General features: G+C 71.2%; 19 protein-coding genes. 6 read left to right on the plus strand and 13 right to left on the minus strand.

Annotated elements, in window-relative coordinates:
• Positions 1-71: 71 nt before the first annotated feature.
• The 6 genes from OHA73_RS42210 to OHA73_RS42235 all read right to left on the minus strand — a co-directional run bounded on the left by OHA73_RS42210 (position 72) and on the right by OHA73_RS42235 (position 6,810).
• The gene (locus tag OHA73_RS42210) at positions 72-1,208 is read right to left on the minus strand and encodes a helix-turn-helix domain-containing protein (protein ID WP_327657986.1); all 1,137 of its coding nucleotides are present in this window, start codon (positions 1,206-1,208) and stop codon (positions 72-74) included.
• Between the two features lie 8 nt (positions 1,209-1,216).
• Positions 1,217-2,038 carry a carbohydrate ABC transporter permease gene (locus OHA73_RS42215; RefSeq protein ID WP_267073535.1) on the minus strand — a complete coding sequence of 274 codons (822 nt, stop codon included), beginning with the start codon at positions 2,036-2,038 and terminating at the stop codon, positions 1,217-1,219.
• Positions 2,035-2,934: a carbohydrate ABC transporter permease gene (locus OHA73_RS42220; RefSeq protein ID WP_267073534.1), complete on the minus strand. Its 900-nt coding sequence runs from the start codon at positions 2,932-2,934 to the stop codon at positions 2,035-2,037. Before OHA73_RS42220 ends, OHA73_RS42215 begins: the two co-directional genes overlap by 4 nt.
• Positions 2,931-4,343 (minus strand): extracellular solute-binding protein, encoded by a 1,413-nt coding sequence (locus tag OHA73_RS42225; RefSeq protein ID WP_267073533.1) that lies wholly within the window; start codon positions 4,341-4,343, stop codon positions 2,931-2,933. The genes OHA73_RS42220 and OHA73_RS42225 overlap by 4 nt, the downstream gene beginning before the upstream one ends.
• 19 nt (positions 4,344-4,362) lie before the next feature.
• The gene (locus tag OHA73_RS42230) at positions 4,363-5,463 is read right to left on the minus strand and encodes a carbohydrate kinase family protein (protein ID WP_267073532.1); all 1,101 of its coding nucleotides are present in this window, start codon (positions 5,461-5,463) and stop codon (positions 4,363-4,365) included.
• 228 nt (positions 5,464-5,691) lie between these two features.
• A complete protein-coding gene (locus OHA73_RS42235; RefSeq protein ID WP_327657987.1) occupies positions 5,692-6,810 on the minus strand; it encodes an NADH:flavin oxidoreductase in 1,119 nt (372 codons plus the stop codon).
• A 249-nt stretch (positions 6,811-7,059) separates the two neighbouring features.
• On the opposite strand from OHA73_RS42235, the gene OHA73_RS42240 reads away from it, so the two are divergent.
• Positions 7,060-8,244: a 4-hydroxybenzoate 3-monooxygenase gene (locus tag OHA73_RS42240; protein ID WP_327657988.1), complete on the plus strand. Its 1,185-nt coding sequence runs from the start codon at positions 7,060-7,062 to the stop codon at positions 8,242-8,244.
• 88 nt (positions 8,245-8,332) lie between these two features.
• On the opposite strand, the gene OHA73_RS42245 is transcribed toward OHA73_RS42240, so the two are convergent.
• The 4 genes from OHA73_RS42245 to OHA73_RS42260 form a co-directional block, all read right to left on the minus strand.
• Positions 8,333-9,523, minus strand: coding sequence for an NAD(P)/FAD-dependent oxidoreductase (locus tag OHA73_RS42245; RefSeq protein ID WP_327657989.1), 1,191 nt, complete (start codon positions 9,521-9,523; stop codon positions 8,333-8,335).
• The gene (locus tag OHA73_RS42250) at positions 9,520-10,980 is read right to left on the minus strand and encodes a sodium:solute symporter family protein (protein ID WP_327657990.1); all 1,461 of its coding nucleotides are present in this window, start codon (positions 10,978-10,980) and stop codon (positions 9,520-9,522) included. Before OHA73_RS42250 ends, OHA73_RS42245 begins: the two co-directional genes overlap by 4 nt.
• Positions 10,981-11,062: 82 nt before the next feature.
• Positions 11,063-12,205: an N-methyl-L-tryptophan oxidase gene (gene solA, locus OHA73_RS42255; RefSeq protein ID WP_266724380.1), complete on the minus strand. Its 1,143-nt coding sequence runs from the start codon at positions 12,203-12,205 to the stop codon at positions 11,063-11,065.
• 31 nt (positions 12,206-12,236) lie between these two features.
• Complete coding sequence (locus tag OHA73_RS42260; RefSeq protein ID WP_267073526.1) at positions 12,237-12,989, minus strand: GntR family transcriptional regulator; 753 nt, start codon at positions 12,987-12,989, stop codon at positions 12,237-12,239.
• A gap of 150 nt (positions 12,990-13,139) precedes the next feature.
• Here OHA73_RS42260 and OHA73_RS42265 point away from each other — a divergent pair, with 150 nt between their 5' ends.
• From OHA73_RS42265 to OHA73_RS42275, 3 genes are read left to right on the plus strand one after another with little or no spacing between them, the layout of a single operon-like run.
• A complete protein-coding gene (locus tag OHA73_RS42265) occupies positions 13,140-13,706 on the plus strand; it encodes a YciI family protein (RefSeq protein WP_327657991.1) in 567 nt (188 codons plus the stop codon).
• A 50-nt stretch (positions 13,707-13,756) separates the two neighbouring features.
• The gene (locus OHA73_RS42270; RefSeq protein ID WP_327657992.1) at positions 13,757-15,229 is read left to right on the plus strand and encodes an arylsulfatase; all 1,473 of its coding nucleotides are present in this window, start codon (positions 13,757-13,759) and stop codon (positions 15,227-15,229) included.
• 58 nt (positions 15,230-15,287) lie between these two features.
• Positions 15,288-16,070, plus strand: a complete 783-nt coding sequence (locus tag OHA73_RS42275; RefSeq protein WP_327657993.1) for a GNAT family N-acetyltransferase — start codon at positions 15,288-15,290, stop codon at positions 16,068-16,070.
• A gap of 87 nt (positions 16,071-16,157) precedes the next feature.
• Here the strand turns inward: OHA73_RS42275 and OHA73_RS42280 are convergent, their stop codons facing one another.
• The gene (locus OHA73_RS42280) at positions 16,158-16,946 is read right to left on the minus strand and encodes an AraC family transcriptional regulator (RefSeq protein ID WP_327657994.1); all 789 of its coding nucleotides are present in this window, start codon (positions 16,944-16,946) and stop codon (positions 16,158-16,160) included.
• A gap of 70 nt (positions 16,947-17,016) precedes the next feature.
• Here OHA73_RS42280 and OHA73_RS42285 point away from each other — a divergent pair, with 70 nt between their 5' ends.
• Together OHA73_RS42285 and OHA73_RS42290 are read left to right on the plus strand one after the other, a co-directional pair.
• Positions 17,017-17,835 carry a phytanoyl-CoA dioxygenase family protein gene (locus tag OHA73_RS42285; RefSeq protein ID WP_327657995.1) on the plus strand — a complete coding sequence of 273 codons (819 nt, stop codon included), beginning with the start codon at positions 17,017-17,019 and terminating at the stop codon, positions 17,833-17,835.
• Positions 17,832-18,101 carry a hypothetical protein gene (locus OHA73_RS42290; RefSeq protein ID WP_266724393.1) on the plus strand — a complete coding sequence of 90 codons (270 nt, stop codon included), beginning with the start codon at positions 17,832-17,834 and terminating at the stop codon, positions 18,099-18,101. The genes OHA73_RS42285 and OHA73_RS42290 overlap by 4 nt, the downstream gene beginning before the upstream one ends.
• A gap of 6 nt (positions 18,102-18,107) precedes the next feature.
• Here the strand turns inward: OHA73_RS42290 and OHA73_RS42295 are convergent, their stop codons facing one another.
• Together OHA73_RS42295 and OHA73_RS42300 are read right to left on the minus strand one after the other, a co-directional pair.
• Positions 18,108-18,353 (minus strand): twin-arginine translocase TatA/TatE family subunit, encoded by a 246-nt coding sequence (locus tag OHA73_RS42295; protein WP_266724395.1) that lies wholly within the window; start codon positions 18,351-18,353, stop codon positions 18,108-18,110.
• Between the two features lie 2 nt (positions 18,354-18,355).
• A complete protein-coding gene (locus OHA73_RS42300) occupies positions 18,356-19,339 on the minus strand; it encodes a sporulation protein (protein ID WP_327657996.1) in 984 nt (327 codons plus the stop codon).
• Positions 19,340-19,408: the final 69 nt, after the last annotated feature.

A 19,408-nucleotide genomic window follows, 5' to 3' on the forward strand; every position in this document is an offset into this window, starting at 1 on the left:
CCCTCCCCGGCGACATGGCCGGGCTCGGTTGGGTCGATCACCAGCAGGATCGGCAGAACGTGTGACGCACGTCATTGGGCAGGTGGCTCGGTTGACGAGCCATCTGCCCCGCCCGCCGTGGGATCCGCCCGATACAGATCACCGGACTCCTGCAGCCGCCGCAGCACCAGGGCGAGGAAGAGCCGGGTGCGCCCGTACGGTTCGGTGAAGCTGAAGCCGAGGTAGCGCTGGGCGCGTTCGACCCGGTACGCCACCGAGTTGTGGTGCCGGTGCAGCAGGCGGGCGGCCTTGCGGACGGAGTCGGTGGCGGCGACCGCTTCGAGGCACACCAGCATGTCGTCCCCGTGGTCGTCGACCAGCCGGCCGAGCTGCCGCACATCGGGCACGGGGGCGATCTGCTCGGCGCTCAACGTCTCGGCGAGCAGCGCGTACCCGCCGAGCCGTGCCGCGTCGACGAGCGTGGCCTCCTCGACGCCGTACGGCCCACGCGCCCGCGTGCTGGGCCGGGCGAACCGCAGCGCGGTCCGGGCCAGTTGCCACGCCTGTGGCGCGTCCGCGGCGGGACAGGGCCCGGCGAACGCCGCGCGGGCCCCGACCGGCACACCGGGAACATCGCCGGGATCGAGCTCCTTCGCGACGACCAACTGCACGGCGCCGACGGGGGCGTGGAGCACGACGGGCGTAAGCCCCCGCAGCCCGTCGACGAACGCCCCGGCCACGCCGGGCGGCCCCGCCAGCGCGAACACCGTCACGACCGACGCCTCGCCGAACCCGAGCCGCAGCCACGTCCGGGCCCGCTCCGACGCGTCGACGCCACCATCGACAACGGACCGCAGTGCGACGCCGTCCGCGACCGGACGAGCCGCCGGAACCCGCCCCAGCAGAGCAACCTTCGCCCCGATCCCGAGCCGCCGCAGCAGCAGCGTGGTCTCGGCTTCGGTCAGGGGGAGGCCGGCGGTGTCGATCCAGATCTGTCCGGTGCCGGGCAGCTCGCGCGTCACCAACCGACCGGGAACGGCCTGCTCCGGATCGCCGGCCGGACGACCGTCGGGAACCGCCGTCCGGACCTCGCCCTGCACGGTACGGATCCCGACGGCGCGCCCGAGGGCGTCGGCGGTGCGCTCCAGAAGAACGCCCAGGTCCGCGTCGGACTCGGCCAGCTCGTCGACGAGCCGCAGGACCGCTTCGAGGTCGAGCGGGTGTGACACGGCGCCCCCTACTCCTTCACCGCCCCACTCAACATCCCCTCGATGAACTTCCGCTGCAACGCCACATACACGACCACCACCGGCAACGCGATCAGCGCGGACGCCGCCGCCAGCAGCGTCGTGTCCGCGCTCTGTTGGCCTTGGAAGAAGGCGAGGCCCAGGGGGACCGTGCGGAGGGACTCGTCGCTGATCATGACCAGGGCCATCAGGAACTCGTTCCACGTCCACATGAACGTGATCACGATGAGCGTGGTGATGGCCGGGCGGCCCATCGGGACGAGGATGCGCCAGAGCGTGGTCCAGGTGTTCGCGCCGTCGACGCGCGCCGCCTCGATCACCGAGCGCGTGCTGTTCATGAAGTACGTGCGCATCCAGAACACACCGAAGGCCAGGGACTGCGCGGTCTGCGGGAGGATCAGCGCCCAGTAGGTGTCCGTGAGGTGGAAGTAGCGGAGGTCGAAGTAGAGCGGGACGACCAGCGCCTCCTGAGGGAGCGTGAGGCCCAGGACGAACAGGTAGAAGAGCAGCGTCGAGCCGCGGAAGCGCATCGTGCCGAAGGCGTACGCGGCCAGGATGGACAACACCGTCGAGGCCGTCACCACGACCAGCGTCACCAGGACCGAGTTCCCGAGGTACGTGCCGAAGTGGCCGCGCTGCCAAGCCTGTTGGAAGTTGGACCAGTGGAGGGTGTCCGGGAGGGCGAAGCCGCCGCCCACCGAGTTCGGGGAGGAGAAGGCGGTGGAGAGGATGCCGATCACCGGGGTCAGTGCCAGGACCGCGAAGAGCGCCAGGATCGCGTACGTGGCCGTGCGTTCGATGCGCGAGGTCATGCGCGGCGCCCTTCGACGAGACGGGAGACCGTGACGGTCAGGGCGAAGATGAGGACGGTGAGTGCCACGCCGATGGCGGCCGCCGAGCCGACCTCGTTCAGTTCGAAGGCGCGGTGGTAGACCTCGTAGGCCGGAACGGAGGTGGCATTGCCGGGGCCGCCGCCCGTGGTGATGTAGATCAGGTCGAAGTTCCGCAGGCCCGCGATGATCGTGAGGGTCAGGGCGACGGAGATCTCGCCCCGTAGTCCGGGCAGTGTCACCGCGAAGAACTCCCGTACCGCGCCCGCTCCGTCGAGTCGCGCCGCCTCGTACAGCTCGCGCGGGATGCGTTGCGCTCCGGCGAGGAAGAGGACCATGCACAGGCCGGTCATGACCCACGTACCGACGACGCCCACGGCGGGCAGTGCCCATGTGTCGTCGCCCAGCCACGGGCGGGCCAGGCCGTCGAGTCCGACGGCCCGCAGGGCGTCGTTGAGCAGGCCGTCGGGCGCCAGGATCGAGCGCCAGGCCACACCGACGACGACCATGGCCAGGACCTGCGGCAGGAACAGCACCGTACGGAAGAAGGTCAGGCCGCGGACCCGGATGCGGGACATCGTCGCCGCGAGCAGCAGGCCGATGACCACCGGCAGTGCCGCGTAGAAGACCAGCAGGATGAGTGCGTGGCCGAAGGGGGCGCGAAGCGTCGGGTCCGTGAAGAGTGCCGTGTAGTTGTCCAGGCCTGCGGACGTGGCCCGGGTCAGGCCGTCCCAGTGGAGGAAGGAGAGACCCACCGCCTGGCCGAAGGGGTAGAGGAGGAACAGGCCGTAGACGGCCAGTGCGGGCAGGACGTAGAGGTAGCCGATGGAGCGGGGTTCGCCGGGGGCCCGGCTCGTGGATGTGGGTTTGCCTTTCACGAGTCCGACGCTCCCGAACTGGCCTTGCCCTGTTGCTTCTTGATGAACGGGGCGTAGTCGGACTGGAGTTTGCGGGCGAAGTTCCGCGGCGAGGCCTTGCCCGCGATGAGGTCCTGAAGGGCCGCCGAGCTCGTGTCGTAGAACGTGGGCGTCGCGTAGTCCAGGTACGGGACCAGACCGTCCGCCGACGTCAACTGACGCCAAGCGTCGACCATTTGGCCGTCGGGGGACTTCGGGTCGAGGGCGTCCGCCGCCTTCCCGGGGACCGCAGGCAGCACGCCGTTCCGCGTCATCACGTCCGCCGCGTGCTCGCTGGTGATGAAGTCCAGGTACGCGGCCGCGACCTCGGGGTGTGCGGAGCGCGAGGTGACCGACCATGCCAGGCCCTGACCGCCGGTGGTGGCGGGCTTGCCGCCCTCGGTGGCGGGTGGTGGGGGCATGATGCCGAGGTCGTCGCCGAGTCGCTTCTTCAGGTCGGCCAGCATCCACGTACCGGTGATCGTGTACGCGCCCTGCCCGGCCATGAACTTCTTGTTGGCGTCGTCGTAGCCGAGCCCGTTGGCGTCCTTGGGGAGGTAGCCGCGGTCCAGCCAGTCGGTCAGCGTGGTGGCCGCCTTCGTCGTACGGGACGTGACGAAGCCGTCGCCGCGGCCGAGGACGGTGTCGCGGGCCTGCGCGGCGCCCTGCTGGTCCTGGAGCATGCCGAAGGTGTGGATCGCGGGCCACTTGTCGAGGTTGCCGAACTGGATCGGGAGCTCGTCCGCCTTCTTCAGCTCCGCGAGGCTGTCCGTGAACTCGGCCCAGGTGCGCGGGGGTTGGACGCCCGCCTGCTTCAGGACCTTCTTGTTGTAGTAGAGGCCCACGAACTCGCCGGTCTGGGAGATCCCGTACAGGCGTCCTGTGCCGAAGCGGCGGGACGCGCCCGGCTCCGCCACGGAGACCCGGTTGAGGTTGAGGAGCGTCGCCGGGTAGCGGGTGTTCCACTCGTAGATGCCCGCGTAGTTGTCGAGCGGTGTGAGCAGGCCCGCCTCGACGAACGCCACCATGTCCGGGTAGCCCTGGTTGGCCTGGACGACATCGGGCGGATTGTTGCCGGAAAGGGCCAGTTTGAGCGTCGTCTTGAGGTCGTCGAAGCTCCGCGAGACCCGCTTGATCGTGACGTTCGGGTACGTGTGCTGGAACTCCTTGTTGAGCTGCTCGATCTCGGCGTTGGTGCCGCCGCGGACCTCCTGGTCCCACACGTGCAGCGTCACGTTCCCGGCCTTTTTGGGGTCGGGTATGCCGTTGCCGCCGCCCGGTGCGGTGTCACCGGTCACGGCGCCCGAACCGTCGGTGCCCGGTGTGCAGCTCGCGGCGCCGACGGCGAGGGCGGCCGCGAGCACCGACCGCCGCGTGAATCTTGAGCTCATGGTGGTGTCTCCGTGTCTCCTACGCGGCCCGGAAGCCGAGGGTCGGTGTGGCTCGGCGGCGGGCCACCTCGTGCATCCGGGCGGGCACGACATCGGCCAGGAAGCCGTAGCGCCGCACGAGCTCCGTGGTGGCGGCGTCACCCGCCTTGGTGGCCCGCTCTGCCAACTCGCCCCACCAGGCAGCCACTTCGACCCAGCCCGGCGCGGACAGTGAACCACCGAAGTGCTGGACGGACAGGGCGGCCGTGAGGTTGGCGAAGGCGAGGCGGTCCGCGAGCGGCCACCCCGCGAGGGTGCCGGTCACGAACCCGGCCATGAACACGTCGCCGGCGCCTGTCGGGTCGAGCGCCTCCACGCTCAGGCCCGGGACGTCGGCGTGCTCCCCGGTGAGCGAGTCGACGGCGACGGCGCCCTCGGGTCCCTTGGTGACAACGGCGATAGGAACGAGGTCGGCCAGCTTGGCCACCGCATCCTGCGGAGTGTCGGTGCGCGTGTAGTGCAGCGCCTCGGTGGCGTTGGGCAGGAAGGCATGGGCGTACCGGAGGCCGGTCAGCGTCGCGGTGTCCCAGCGGCCCGACTCGTCCCAGCCGACATCGGCGAAGATCCGGGCGCCCTGGTCGTGCGCCTGCCGCAGCCAGGCGTCCTCGCGGTCGGGTTCGAGCGAGGCCACGCCGGCGCGGGCGCGCGGCACGGTGTGCTCCAGCGGGGGCGCCGGGTGCTCGTGCGTCACCATGGTGCGCTCGCCGTCGTACGCCATGGAGACCGTCAGCGGCGAGTGCCAGCCGGGGAGCCGCTGCGAGTGGGTGAGGTCGACGCGCTCGACGTCGGCCAGCGACTCCCAGCAGTAGTCGCCGTACAGATCGGTGCCGAACGTGGCCGCCAGCGTGGTGCGCAGGCCCAGGCGGGCGAGCGCGGTGGCCATGTTCGCGATGCCGCCGGGGCTGGAGCCCATGCCGCGGGCCCAGTTCTCGGTGCCGATCTTCGGGGCGCCGGCGAGCCCGGTGAACACCAGGTCCATGAAGACGGTTCCCGTGAGGAACACGTCGTGTTCGGGATCGCCGGTGGCACGCACCCCCGCCAGCGGATCGATGCAGTCGCACACCGCCCTGCTTGGACTCACCGTCGTACCCTCCCTGTTCGCGAACGTCGGCCGATGCGGCGCAACGATGATCGATACCATGCACTTCCGGCCAGGCAGTTGCAAGAAGTTGCTCACCTTTGCGCGGGCGCCGGCTCTGTGCATGACGCTGTGCGTGTCTCTGTGCACGACGCTGTGCATGACGAAGGGGCGTCCGCCCTCCGGCCGTGTGGCGGGAGGGCGGACGCCCCTTCGTCGGGTTTCGGTCTACTAGCTCAGCGTCTTCAGCGCCGCCGCGTCGTACGCCTTCAGCTCGTCGAAGCGTCCGGCGAGGACCTTCGCCGCCCAGTCCGGGTCCTGGAGCAGGGCGCGGCCGACCGCGACCATGTCGAACTCGTCGCGCTCCAGGCTGTCGAGAAGGTCGTCGATGCCCTTGACGGGGGAGCCCTCGCCCGCGAAGCCGCGGATGAAGTCGCCGTCGAGACCGACGGAGCCGACGGTGATGGTCGGCTTCCCGGTGAGCTTCTTGGTCCAGCCCGCGAGGTTCAGGTCCGAGCCGTCGAACTCCGGACGCCAGTAACGGCGGGTGGAGGCGTGGAAGACATCGACACCGGCCGCCGCGAGCGGGGCGAGAATCGCCTCGAGCTCCTCCGGGGTCTCGGCGAGCCGCGCGTCGTACGCCTCCTGCTTCCACTGCGAGTAGCGGAAGATGATCGGGAACTCGGCGGAGACGCGCTCGCGGATCGCGGCCACGACCTCGGCCGCGAACTTCGTACGGGCCACGGCGTCACCGCCATAGGCGTCGCCACGACGGTTGGTGCCCGCCCACAGGAACTGGTCCAGCAGATAGCCGTGCGCGCCGTGCACCTCGACACCGTCGAGACCGATCCGCTCCGCGTCCGCGGCGGCCTGCGCGAAGGCACCGATGACGTCGTCCAGGTCGGCCTGCGTCATCTCCTTGCCCTCGCCCTCGGTACCGTCGACACGGATGCCGGAGGGGCCGACGGGCGGAGCCTCGGCGAAGGGCGGCTGGCCCGCCTTGCGCACCATGCCGATGTGCCACAGCTGCGGAACGATCGTGCCGCCCGCCGCGTGCACGTCCTCGGCGACCTTCGCCCACCCGGCCAGCTGCTCCTCACCGTGGAACCGCGGCACCCGGTCGCTGTCGCCGGCCGAGTCGTGGCCCACGTAGGTGCCCTCGGTGATGATCAGGCCGACGCCCGCGGCGGCCCGCCGCGCGTAGTACGAGCGCACATCCTCACCGGGAACGCCGTCCGGCGAGAACATGCGGGTCATCGGCGCCATCGCGATGCGGTTCGGCACGGTCAGGCCGTTCAGCGCGACGGGACGGGAGAGTATCTCGGCGGCGCGGGACGTGGGGTCGGCCACGGGGGCTCCTCAGAAGTACGGGCATACGGGATATCGGAACCGGTCGGCTGTGCGGCGCTGCACAAACGGCGATCTTCGGTGGCAACCGCTGCACCTCCCGCGCGCATTCCGCGAGCGGGCCGCACTGAGGTGTGATCCCGGCCACGGACGGCGGGGCGACCTGCCGCTCAGCCGTGTTGATCACTCCCGTACCGTGCTGCGACGGGGCCGGCCTCCCCCCTCCCGGTCTCGCAGAAGGAGTGAGAGCTGGTGCGTACTCTCGACACGAGTGTGGTGGTTGTCGGAGCCGGTCCTGCCGGGCTGACGCTCGGTGTGTTGTTGCGGCGGCGTGGGGTCGACTGTGTGGTGGTCGACAAGTTCACGCGGGAGCAGTTGCTGGCGCGTTCGCGGGCCGGGTTCCTGGAACGGCGGACCGTGCAACTGCTCGACCGGCACGGTCTGTCCGACCGGCTGCGCGCGGAGGGCCTCGCGCACACGCGCTGCGAGATACACGCCGAGGGCGAGCGGGTCACCGTGGACTACGAGGCGTGGTGCGGCGACGCGCCCAGCTATGTGTACCCCCAACAGGACGTCGTGGCCGACCTGTTGGACGCGTATGTCGGTGAGGGCGGCACCCTGCTGCTCGGCAGCCCGGTCACCGATGTCGTGGTGAGCGAGGCGCCGCGGGTCGTGTGCGGCGACGGCACCGTGATCCACGCGGACCTCGTCGCCGGCGCCGACGGGTGGCACGGGCCGACCCGCGCGGCACTGCCGGACCCGGCCTTCACCCGGTACGACGTCGCGCACGACGCCCGACTCCTGGGCGCGCTCGTCGAGGCACCGCCGTCCGCCGGGCACACCGTGTACGCGCAGCACCCCGACGGCTTCGCGGGACACATGCTGCGCTCCCGCGACGTCACACGCATGTACCTCCAGATACCCGCCGGAGACACCATCGAGCAGTGGCCGGACGAACGGATCTGGAAGGAGCTGCACACGCGGCTCGACCTGCCGGACTGGACGCTCAACGAGGGCCCCGTCCTGGACCGTGCCATCGTCGACATGCACACCAAGGTCGTGGAACCCATGCACCACGGGCGCGTCGTGCTGCTCGGCGACGCCGCGCACATCGTGCCGCCCTCCGGGGGCAAGGGCATGAACCTCGCGGTGGCCGACGCCGCCGATCTCGCGGCGTCCCTTCCGAGTCATTTCGAGGGTGAGGAGCCCCTGGAGGCGGTGCTGGCCGCGTACTCCCGGCGGCGCCTGGCCGACGTGTGGCAGGTGCAGGAGTTCAGCCACACCATGCTGGAACTCCTGCACGCCGACGAGCCCGGCACCCCGGGCGCCGCCTACCGCGAACGGCTGCGGCGCGCCCGGTGGCAGCGGCTGCGCGACGACCCCGCGTACGTACGGTCCTTCGCGGAGCAGTACATGGGGCCTTCGCTCACGGAATAGCCCGGGTCACTGTCGGCCCGCGACACGTGGACGCTGAGTAGCTCGGGTCACTTTCGGCCCGCGACACGCGGACGCCGAGTAGCTCGGGTCACTGCTGTCCCGTGAAGCGCGGACGCTCCAGCTCTCCGAAGGAGTCCGGCGCCGCGCCCGTGAGGCGGTCCGGGGCGAAGTCGGCGAGGAGCGGGTCCCGTTCGCCGGTCAGCAGCTCGTGCGCCGCGAGGCGTCCGAGCAGCGGCCCCAGCGTGATCCCGCTGTGCGTAGCCAGCGCGTAGACCCTGCCGTCCGGGCGCAGCCTGCCCGCCACCGTGAGGCCGTCCGCGGGGAGGGCGCGTTGGCCGACGCGGAACGATTCGAGGCGCGCGCCGCGCGTTCCGTGCAGCAAGTCCGCCAGCCGGTCCAGGAGTTGGGTGGCGTGCGGGCCGTCCACCGGCGGCGGCGCGGCCGGGTCGGCGTCCTTGTCCAGGTCGAGGCCCTGGACGACGAGCCGGCCGCCCCCGTCCGGGCGGACGTTGAGGCGCGGCGTGGTGAGTACCGCGTCGAGACGTGCCGCCGTCGGGGAGGTGTAGCCGAGGAGGCCGACCGTGGCGGAGCCGGGCTCGGTCGTGTCGGCCATGGGCAGCGACACCCCGGTCAGCGCCGCCGTCCGCTCGCTCCACCGCCCCGTCGCGCTGACTGCGAAGTCGAAGGCCTCGCTGGTGCCGTCGGCCAGTTCGATCCGCACGTCAGAGGCGCGTTCGTCGATGCCTGTCACGTCGGCCGGGCAGCGCAGCTCGGCGCCGTGGTCGCGGGCCTCGCCCCACAGGCGGGCGACGAGCGGGTGCGGCAGCACGTAGCCCTCCTCGGGGAAGTACGCGATGCGCCGCACCTCTTCGGGGATGCGCAGGTCCGGCACGAGTTCGCGGGCCCGGTCGGGCTTCAGCCACCGCCAGGGATAGTTCCGGCCCTCCAGGAGTTCGAGAGCGTCCGCGAGGCGCCCGTCGCCCACGTCGTCGGCCGCCCACTCCAGGTTCCCGGCCGGGAAGAACCAGTCCGGCGCAGGGCCGCCCGCCTCCCGCAGCGCATGGTGCTCGTCGACACCTGCCACGTTCAGTTCGTGGTACGAAATCGGGTTCTTGGCATGGGAGTTGATCCAGGCGAACGTGGTGCCGGTCGTGCCGGCGGCGAATCCGGTGCGCTCGAAGACGGTGACCGCGGCGCCCCGCAGGGCGAGGGCGCGGGCGGTCGCGGTGCCGAGGACTCCGCCGCCGATCACGGCGATGCGGGGGGTGGGGGCGGTCATACGGAGGTGCTTCCTTCCGGTGCGGGGACGGGGGAGGACTGGGCGGGCACGGGGGCCGACGGGCGGCCCGAGGTGAGGGCGCAGCCGAGCAGGACGACGGTGGAGGCGGCGATGCCGTACACCGCGTACGGCACGACGGTGTCGGCGATCTGGGCCGCGCCGCAGCCCACGAGGCCCGCGATCATCGCGGCGAGGGCGGCGGCAGGTGTCAGCCGGAACCGGCGGCGCAGCGCGTAGCCGAGGAAGAGCGGCGCGGCGAGCGCGGCGGCCGAGTACGCGTAGGTGGCGACCAGCCAAGTGAGCGCGGTCGGGAAGGAGATGGCGAGCACGGCGGCGATCGCGGTGACCACGACCGTACAGAGCCGGGAGAGTGTCACCATGCGGCGGTCGGTGCGCCGCCCGCCCACCACGCTGCTGTACAGGTCGCGTACCAGGCTGGTGACGACCGATTGCAAGGCGCTGCCGGACGTCGAGACGATGGTGGCCACGAGAAACGCGCCGTAGGTGACGAGGAGGAGCGGCGGCAGCTGCGTGATCAGCCAGCCGGCCGCCTCCTCCGGATTGCTCAGGCCGGGGTGCTGGGCGCGGACGGAGAGGCCGATGGCCGCCGCGTAGACACCACCGACGAGGATGGTGAGCCCGCTGAGGATGATGCCGCGGCGGGCGTCGGAGACGTTCTTGGTGGCGAAGATGCGCTGGTAGTAGAGCTGGTTGGTGAGGGTGCCGGGCAGGATCGCGGCCACCCACAGCCACACCTGGTCGCCTCCGGCGGCGAACAGGCCCGACGGCTGCCACAGCCGCTCGGGCACATGTGTCGTGATGCCGCTCCAGCCGCCCGCGAGATGCACGGCGTAGGCGGCGACCACGAGCGACATCACGATCTTGAAGATACCGAAGACGAAGTCCGTCCAGGCCACCGATGTCAGCCCACCGGGCAGCACGAACAGCAGCGAACCGGCGGCGATGACGGCGATCAGCAGGCTCGGCGAGAGCCCGGTCAACTGCCCGAACAGCTGGGAGAACGCGACGAATTGGGTGGCCAGCCAGCCGAACGGGACGACCAGGGCGCACACCCCGGTGAGCGCGACGACGACCCGGCTGCGCCCGAACAGCCGGGTGACGACGTCGGGGACGGTGCCGAAACCCTGGTCGCGCAGCCAGCGCGCGGTCAGGGCGAGACCGAAGAAGCCCAGCACGACGCAGAGTTCGTACGCGAAGACCGACCAGCCCGAGGCGTACGCGATGCCGACGTGGGCGATCAGTACGCCACCGCCCGCCGCGGTCGCGAACTGGGTGATGACGACGACGATGAGGGGCAGCGACTCGGGCGCGGAGAGCCAGTCGGCGGAGTTCTTCGCGCGGCGGCCGAAGTACACCGAGAGCAGTACCCCGGCGGCGATGATGACCAGGCCGGCGACGACGATCGCGGCTATTTGAGCGGTGGAGTGGTGCGGCAAGGGGTCACGCTCCTCGGGAGGGCAGGGGGAAGCCAGGAGGGTGTGCGGTGCCGTGCGGGTGCGAGTGGGGGAGTGGTGGGTGTCAGCCCGTGAAGCGCGCCGGGTCGAGGAACGAGATGTCGTACGGCGACTTCCCGTCGGTGACCAGGGAAGCGGCGATCTCCCCGAAGACCGGCGCGAGTTTGAAGCCGTGCCCGGAGAACCCGGCGAGGAGCGTGGCGTCGCGGGCGCCGGGCAGCGGGCCGACCAGCGCGTGGTCGTCGGCGCTGAACGCCTCGGCGTACACACCGATCCGTACGGGATGCGGGACGAGGCCGGGCAGCAGCCGGGCCACGGCGGCGGACGCGGCCTGCGCGAACTCGGCGTCCGCGCTGCGGGGCAGGTCCTCGGGGGCGCCTGTGTCGTGCCAGGGCAGGTGGTGCGGCACGATCTTGACGGCGGTTCCGTCGAGCACGGGGAAGCAGGAGAAGCCCGCCTCGTGGTGGCGCCGGATGGCGATCGGCAGCCGGTCGGGCCGGTGTGCCGCGACGTCCTTGGCGGCGAACCACGCGGCGGTGATGCGCCGCCCCTGCAACGGAAGCCCCGCGAGCCGCGCGAACGAGCCGGACCAGGGGCCGGGGCTCAGCACCACGTGATCGACGTCGTACGTGCCCTGCTGGGTGCGGATGTGCCAACCGCCGCCGGGGCGTTCGTCGAGCCCGTCCACCCGGTGGTACGGCAGCAGTTGGGCGCCCAGCTCCTGCGCGCGGGTGAGCGCGGACTGCACGGCGGGCTCGGGGCGCAGCACCCCGGCGCCCGGGTCGAGGACGGCGATCTCGTCGTCGTCGAGCCGGTGCTGCGGGAAACGCCGCGCGGCCTCCGCGGCGTCCAACACCTCGACGTCCAGGCCGTGTTCGGCGGCGCTGCCCTGAACGGCGCGCAGATCAGGGTGGTCGGGCGGACCGAGCGTGAGCCCGCCGCAGAGGGTGAGCAGCTCGCGGTCGGCCTCGCTTTCGAGGCGGCGCCACAGTTCGTACGAGCGGCGCAGCAGCGGAACGTAGGAAGCGCCCTCCTTGTACGCGGTACGGAAGATCCGGGACTCGCCGGCCGAGGCGCCGCGGTCGTGGCCGGGGGCGTACGCGTCGAGGGCGAGCACCTCGACACCTCGGGCGGCGAGGTGCCAGGCCGTCATGGCGCCGATGACACCGGTACCGACGACGGCGACGCGCAGCGGGGGAGTGGACATGAGGGTTCCTTCCAGCGAGTACGAGAAGGTTTCAGGACCCGCCCGGCACCTCCGGCGCTACCGCCGTTTCCGGCAGATCCAGGACCGACTGCTCGACGAAGAACTCGGTGAGCCCCGGGCGCATGATGTGCCACATGGCCTCCGCGAGCCCGCCGTCGGTCAGCCGTGTGAGACGTCGCAGCCGCAGGACGGCCTCGCCGGGCGGGGTCTCCAGCAGGGCCGCGGTCGTCTCGTCCAGGACCTGGGCCTCGACGTACATCCGTGAGGTGCTGACGGGGATGCCGGTGCGGTGGAAGTAGTGCAGGACGGTCAGCTGTTCAAGGTCCTCGCTCAGCAGGTGCGGGGCGAGGGAGAAGGGCACGGCGGACAGTTCGACGGCGAGCGGTTGACCGTCCTCGCTGTACTTGACGCGCCGCAGCTCGTTGACGGGTTCGGTGTCGGGCACTCCTGGCAGGGCGACGCCGGCGTCACCCGCCGGGACGACCTTGGCGGACTGGACGATGTGCGGACCCGGTACCTCGGGCCCGGTCTGCCGCACATCGGTGAAGCGCAGCAGATTCTCCTGGCGGGCCCCTTCGGCGACGAACGTGCCGCGCCGCCGGTAGCGGACCACGAGGCCTGCCTGGGCGAGTTCGTGCAGGGTGCGCTGCGCGGTGGCGCGACTCACCCCGTACTCCTCGCGCAACTCGGCCTCCGTCGGTACGCGGGAGCCGGGCTGCCACTCACCCGAGGTGATCCGGGCCTCGATCTCGGCCCGGATCAATTGATACTTGGGAATGCCCATTGATTTGATCCAACCATTCGCCAATTGACCGGTCAATAGTGCGGGGTGAGGTGATCTCCGCCCACGGGCCATTCTCGGGGTGTGGCGGGGTGGGGGAGCGGGCGGTCATGCGGTCTGCTGCCGACCGCGGTGGAAGGGGATGCTGGGGCCATGGAATTCCTCTGCTACCACCGTGACCGCAAGGACTCCCTGACGCTGCGTTATGAACTCGCGGAGAAGCACTGGTCGTACATGGACCGGTACGCGAAGGAGATGATCGCCCGCGGACCGACGTTCGCCGACGACGGCGAGACGCTCACCGGGAGCGTGCACATCGTCGACCTGCCCGACGCCGCCGCGGCTCGCGCGTTCGCCTTCGACGAGCCCGGATACCAGGCGGGCGCCTACCGGGACGTGCTGCTGCGGCGCTGGCGCAATGAGTTGGGGCGCAGCATGTGGGACTTCCCCGGCGGCCCGACCGAGGGGCACCGGTACCTCGTGCTCGGTCTCGGCGCGGGCCCGGCCACCGGCCTCGACGTACCGGCCGACCCGGACCCGTCCGTCGACCGGGCCGAACTGGTCGCCTACGGGCCGCTGTTGTCCGACGACGGCGTCTCCTGGCTGGGTACGGCGGCGCTGCTCCGGGCGCCGGACGCGGACGCGGCCCGCGCCGTCCTGACCCCGGGCCGGTACGCCGACATCGAGGTGCACAACTGGGAGTTCGGCGGGCGGTCGTGACCGCGGTCCGCCGTGCCGACCCCCTGAGAAGTCCGAGAAAGGTGACGCCTGTGTCCGCACCGAACATCGTCCTCATCTGTGTCGACCAGTGGCGCGGCGACTGTCTCTCCGCCGCGGGCCACCCCCACGTACGCACCCCGCACCTCGACCAACTGGCCGCCTCCGGAACGCACTTCACGTCCGCCTACTCCGCCACCCCCACCTGCATCCCGGCCCGCGCCGCCCTGTTCACCGGCCAGTCCCAGGAGCGCCACGGCCGCGTCGGATACGTCGAGGGGGTGCCGTTCGAGACCGCCCACCCCACCACCCTGGCAGGCGAGTTGCGGCGGGGCGGATACCAGACGCAGGCCATCGGCAAGATGCACGTGTGGCCCGAGCGGGCCCGCGCCGGGTTCGACGACGTCGTCCTGCACGACGGCTTCCTGCACTACGCCCGCCGCGAGGAACGCCGCAACTTCGCCTTCTTCGACGACTACGTGCCGTGGCTGCGCCGCCAGCCCGGCGTCGGCCCCGACGCCGAGTACAGCGACCACGGAGCGGGCTGCAACTCCGTCGTCGCGCGCCCCTGGGACAGGCCGGAACATTTGCACCCGACGAACTGGGTCGCCACGCAGACCACGGAGTGGCTGTACCGGCGCGACCCCTCACGCCCGTTCTTCCTCTACCTGTCCTTCCACCGGCCGCACCCGCCGTACGACCCGCCGCAGTGGGCCTTCGACGAATACCTCCAACTCCCGCCGTACGAGCCCGTGGTGGGCGACTGGACGGACGACTTCGCGGCGCACCGAAAGGACGGCGACCACGAGGCGTTCGCCGGCCGCATGGACGCCCGGACCATGCACCGTGCACGGGCCGGCTACTACGGGCACATGGCCCACATCGACCTCCAGATCCACCGGATCCGCATGGCTCTCGAGGACTTCGGCCTGCGCGACAACACGGTCATCGCCTTCACCTCGGACCACGGCGAGATGCTCGGCGAACACCACCTGTTCCGCAAGGGATTCGGCTACGAGGGCTCGGCCCGCGTCCCCCTGCTCTTCGGCGGACTGCCCGACGGGTACGCGGCCGGGAACGTCGCCGACGAGGTGGTCGAGCTGCGCGACATCATGCCGACCCTCCTCGACCTGGCCGGACTGCCGGTCCCCGACACGTGTGACGGACGCAGCCTCGTACCGCTGCTGCGCGGCGAACAGCCGGACGACTGGCGGCCGTTGCTGCACGGCGAGCACGTACTGCTCGGACAGTCACTGCAGTGGGTGACCGACGGGCGCACCAAGTACCTGTGGATGTCGGGCGACGGGCACGAGCAGCTCTTCGACCTCGCCGCCGATCCGCACGAACAGCACAACCTGGTGGACGACCCGGCGGCGGAGGGCCTGCTGCACACCTGGCGCGGACACCTGATCCAGGCGCTGACCGGGCGCGAGGAGGGCTTCGTCGAGGGCGGCCGACTCGTCACCGGGCGGCCCGTGGTGGCCGTCCTGCGCTCCACCCGCGAACGCCTTGAGGCAGCCGGGTAGCAGGTCCGCCGTGGGGGTTCAGGCACGCGGTTCCAGGGGCGACTGGTAAACACGTCGCATGGAGGAACTTGCGAGACTCAGTGAGATCGAGCAGGCCGCGGCCGGTCACGGGCAGTTGATGTGGGCCGCCCAGGGGCAGGGCGGCGGGAGCCCGGGGCCGGGGGTGCGGGCCTGGCGGCACAGCGAGGCGTGGGCGGTGGCCAGTCCGAACCAGCAGCAGGACCGGCTCATGGTCCAGGGCGACAGCGCCGACGCCGCCGTCCTGGTGCGGCGGGTCCTTGAAGAGGTGGGCCCGTCCTACCGTCTCCTGGGGGAGGCGGACTTGATCGATGAGTTGGTGCGGCGGTTGCCCGGGTTGGTGCCCGTCCACCAGTTCTTCTGGATGGAGACCACGTCGCCTTCCGGCGCCGCCACCGCGGGCGTCCGGTGGCTGGACTCGCGTGAGGAGAAGGAGGCGGCGTCCCTTTTCGATCGCTACTTCCCCGACTCCTACGCGCAGCCGGGGCGCGTGGGCGTGCGCCGCTGGGCCGGAGTCGTCGGTGTCGTGGGCGAGGAGGCCGGCAGCGAGGACGGCAGCGTCGGGGCGGAGCCGCTGACGGTCGCGGCGGACGCGTGGTCCGCGGCCGGGTGCGGGTTCATGGGTGGTGTGTTCACCCACCCCGCCGCCCGTGGCCGTGGTCTGGCCCGGGCCGTGTCCGGCTACGTCCTGGACGACCTTGTAAGCCGCTACGGCCGCGCCGCGCTCATGGTGCTCACCGGCAACGCGCCGGCCATCGCCACGTATGAACGCCTCGGCATGGCCAAGCACCGGTTCGGGGCGGCGCACCTGCGCGCCCGGTGACGCCCTTGCCTCGTCGGCCGCGCGGGTGCGGCCAGGGTGTCACCGGGGCGGTCCGCCGCCGCCACTCACACCGCCTGGCGCCACCGCTCACACCACCCGCCGCCGCCCCCGCACCTCCCGCGGCGACGCGCCCAGCTCCCTGCGGCAGGCCTTGTTGAACGCCTGGAGGTCCGGGATGCCCACCGTCGCGGCGACCGCGGTGATCGCGAGCGTGGAGGACTGCAGCAGGTGCCGGGCGCGCTCCATCCGGCGTCTGCGGATCCAGGCCACCACGGTGTCTCCCGTGTCGGCGCGGAAAAGGCGGGTCAGATGGCCGGGGGAGACGCCCGCCGCGGCGGCGATCCCCGGCACCGTGAGTGGCGTGGCGAGGGACCGTTCGATGTACTCCGTCGCCGCCGCAAGCGCCGGATGGGGGCGGCCGGTCCGTTCGGGCGGGCCCAGTTGGGTGGTGTGCCACAGCACCGTCCACACCTCGGCGGAGGCCCGGGCCCGCGACAGCGGCATGGCCGCCACCGCGCTCCCGAGCAGCGTGCCGAGCAGCGCCGCCTGCGCGCCGGCGTCCTGCATGACCGGCACCCGGCGCAGCCCCTGCGGATCGCGGCCCGGCAGCCGGAAGTGCGCGTACAGATGCTCGCTGCGTCGCGACGCGTAACGGAAATGGGCCTCGGTGTCCGGCCGGATCAGGCTGATGTGTCCCGGCCGGATCGGATGGCGGAGGCCGTCGACCGTCAACTCGCCTGCGTAGCTGTAGAGATGAAGTTGCCACAGGTCGGGCAGTCGGAAGGACTCGCGCAGCGCCTGCCCGCCGTGGACGCCGACGCCCGCGCTGACCACCTCGGGCGGCTGGTCCAACTGCAACGCGACGCTCTCGGCCATGCCGGAAAATTACCAGTAGAGGCCCGATAGGGCCCACGACGAACCGACATCGGCTGCCTACGTTTGCCTCATGCCAACCAGTGAGCAGCTGCTGAGCTCCGTACAGATGGCGCGCTTCGTCGCCCACGGTTCGCTCCGCCTCGACGCGGTCGTCCCACCGGAGCTGAACGACCAGGCCGTCGACGTGTTCGGGGCCGGGATCCCGGCCGCGCCGTACGGCACCCCCGTCCCGAAGGCCTACCCCGACGGCTCCTTCGCCCGACGGCTCCTCGAACTTCCCGCCGTGGCAGGGGCGTTGGAGAGTCTGGTCGGACCGGACCCGACCGTCGACCATCACGCCGTGCATGTGCGAGAGGCCCGTGACGGCACCGCGCAGCCGCTGCACGGAGACGCGATCATCGACGTGCGACCGGACGCCTTCGACGTCCAACTCATGTACTACCCGCAGGACGTGACGCTCGACATGGGCGGCACCCTGAGCGTGCCGGGCAGCCATCTGCGGCACACCAACGAGACCGACACCGGCCGCTACCAGAACCTGCGCGGCCAGAACCGGCTGACCTGCCCGGCCGGCACCGTCCTGCTGATGCACCACGGCATCTGGCACGGCGGGCGCCGCAACGACAGCGACATCCGGCGCTACATGTTCAAGATCCGGTTCAATCCGACCGTGCCGCAGGTGCGCCTCTGGGACACCTCCGACCTCGACGACCCTGCGGTCGGCGACGAACTCCGCCACGTCTTCCCCTGGTACGAGCCCGCCACCGGCCGCCTGGAGATCCACAACCGGATCCGGCTGTGGCGCGCGCTGACCGGCGACGACACCTTCGACCTCGACCACTGGGTGACCCGGGTCTCCAACCGTCCCACCCTCGGGAGCCACGCATGAGACAGCAGGTACTCGTCCTCTACCTCGCCAACTCGGCGCTCGACGCGAAGGTGGTCGGCTGGGCCCGCTACGACGGCACCGGGACCACCGACCACACCACCGGCGACAGTGACGAGCCGCCGTACGAGACGGGCCTCGAAGCCCTCCTCGACGGCTGGCGCCTCTTCCAGGCCGCGCAGCTGCTCCCGCCGTATCCGGGCCACGAGTACGACACGTCGTACCTGAAGCACGAGTTCTTCTTCGAGAAGCTCCAGCCGACTCCCTGAGGCGGGCTACGAGTTGGGTGACTCCTGTCCCGGTTCGCGCTGGGGCGGAGTCACCGTCTCGCCCTGGATGACGCGCGGCGGATTCCGGGGACGGTCGCCCGCCGGGTCGTCCTGCTCCTTCACGGCCCGCGCCTCGGCCTTGAGGATGCGGGCCGACTTGCCCGCGCTGCGGGTCAGTTCGGGCAGCTTCTTCACGCCGACCACGACGGCGATCACGATCAGGACGATGGCAATCTCACTCAGTCCGAACATGGTCAGTCCTCGCCGCCCTCGTCGTCGCTCTCGGTCTCGTCCTCGAAGAAGTCCCCGACCTCGTCGACGACTTCGGCGGCGACCATGCCGCCGACCACACCGACCGCGAGCCCGGCGGCGCCGACCGCCACGGCCGTGCCCACACCCGGCCCGGAGCGGTGCCCACCATCATGCCCGTACGAGGCGTCGTACGAGGCGTGGGTGTCGTAGGCCGAGTGGTGCTCGACCAACTCCCGTACCCAGCCGTCGACGACCGCGTTCCAGTCCTGGCGTCCCGCGTCTGCGTGCGCCACGGTGAAGCGGGTGAGCGCGTCGTGGCCGCCGGAGAAGGGGCCGCCGCGCTTGTCGGCCTCCAGGACCACCTCCGTGCCGTCCGGCGTGGCGAGGAAGGTCAGCTCGATCTCCTTGACGGCGTGCGCGTACTGCGGGGAAGGCGACAGCTCGATCTCCTGGTAGAAGGGGAGCCGCTGTCCCGTGCCGCCGATGTGCCCGTACTCCAGGTCCGCGGACGTGAAGCCGAAGCCGAGCTGCCCGAACGCTTCGAGGATCGCCTCCTGTACGGCGAGCGGTCCGACCGCGAGCTGGTCGAGATCACCCTTGTCCTTGGCACCGGCCACCGAGAGTTCGGTGCGTACGCCGAGGGCGATGCCGAGCGGCTGCCCGTACAGCTCGGTGATCGGCGTCTCCCACGGCAGCGTCACCGTGAACGGCACGCTGTGCTCGGCGCCCGCGACGAGCCGGAAGCCGCCGCCGACCACGAACCGGTCGAAGGCCACGACGCCGTGGCTCTCGCCGTCGTCGTGCTCCGCCTCGACCTGGGCGACGAGCTCCAGGGTGATGTGCTCGATCTCGAAGTCGCCGCTGCCGCCCCTGAGATGGACCCGGCCGGTCACGGTGCCGCCGGGGGCGGTGGTCCAGTCGGGGAGGACCGTGTCGACGGTGGGCCCGCCCACGCCGAGCGAGCCGAGCAGTCGTTTGAACACCATCGAGGCGTGAACTCCCTTGTGGGCGTAGGAGATGTTCTACAGGCGTGTAGAAGTATAGGGGTGGGGCGG

Source organism: Streptomyces sp. NBC_00483, assembly GCF_036013745.1.
Classification (GTDB): Bacteria; Actinomycetota; Actinomycetes; order Streptomycetales; family Streptomycetaceae; genus Streptomyces.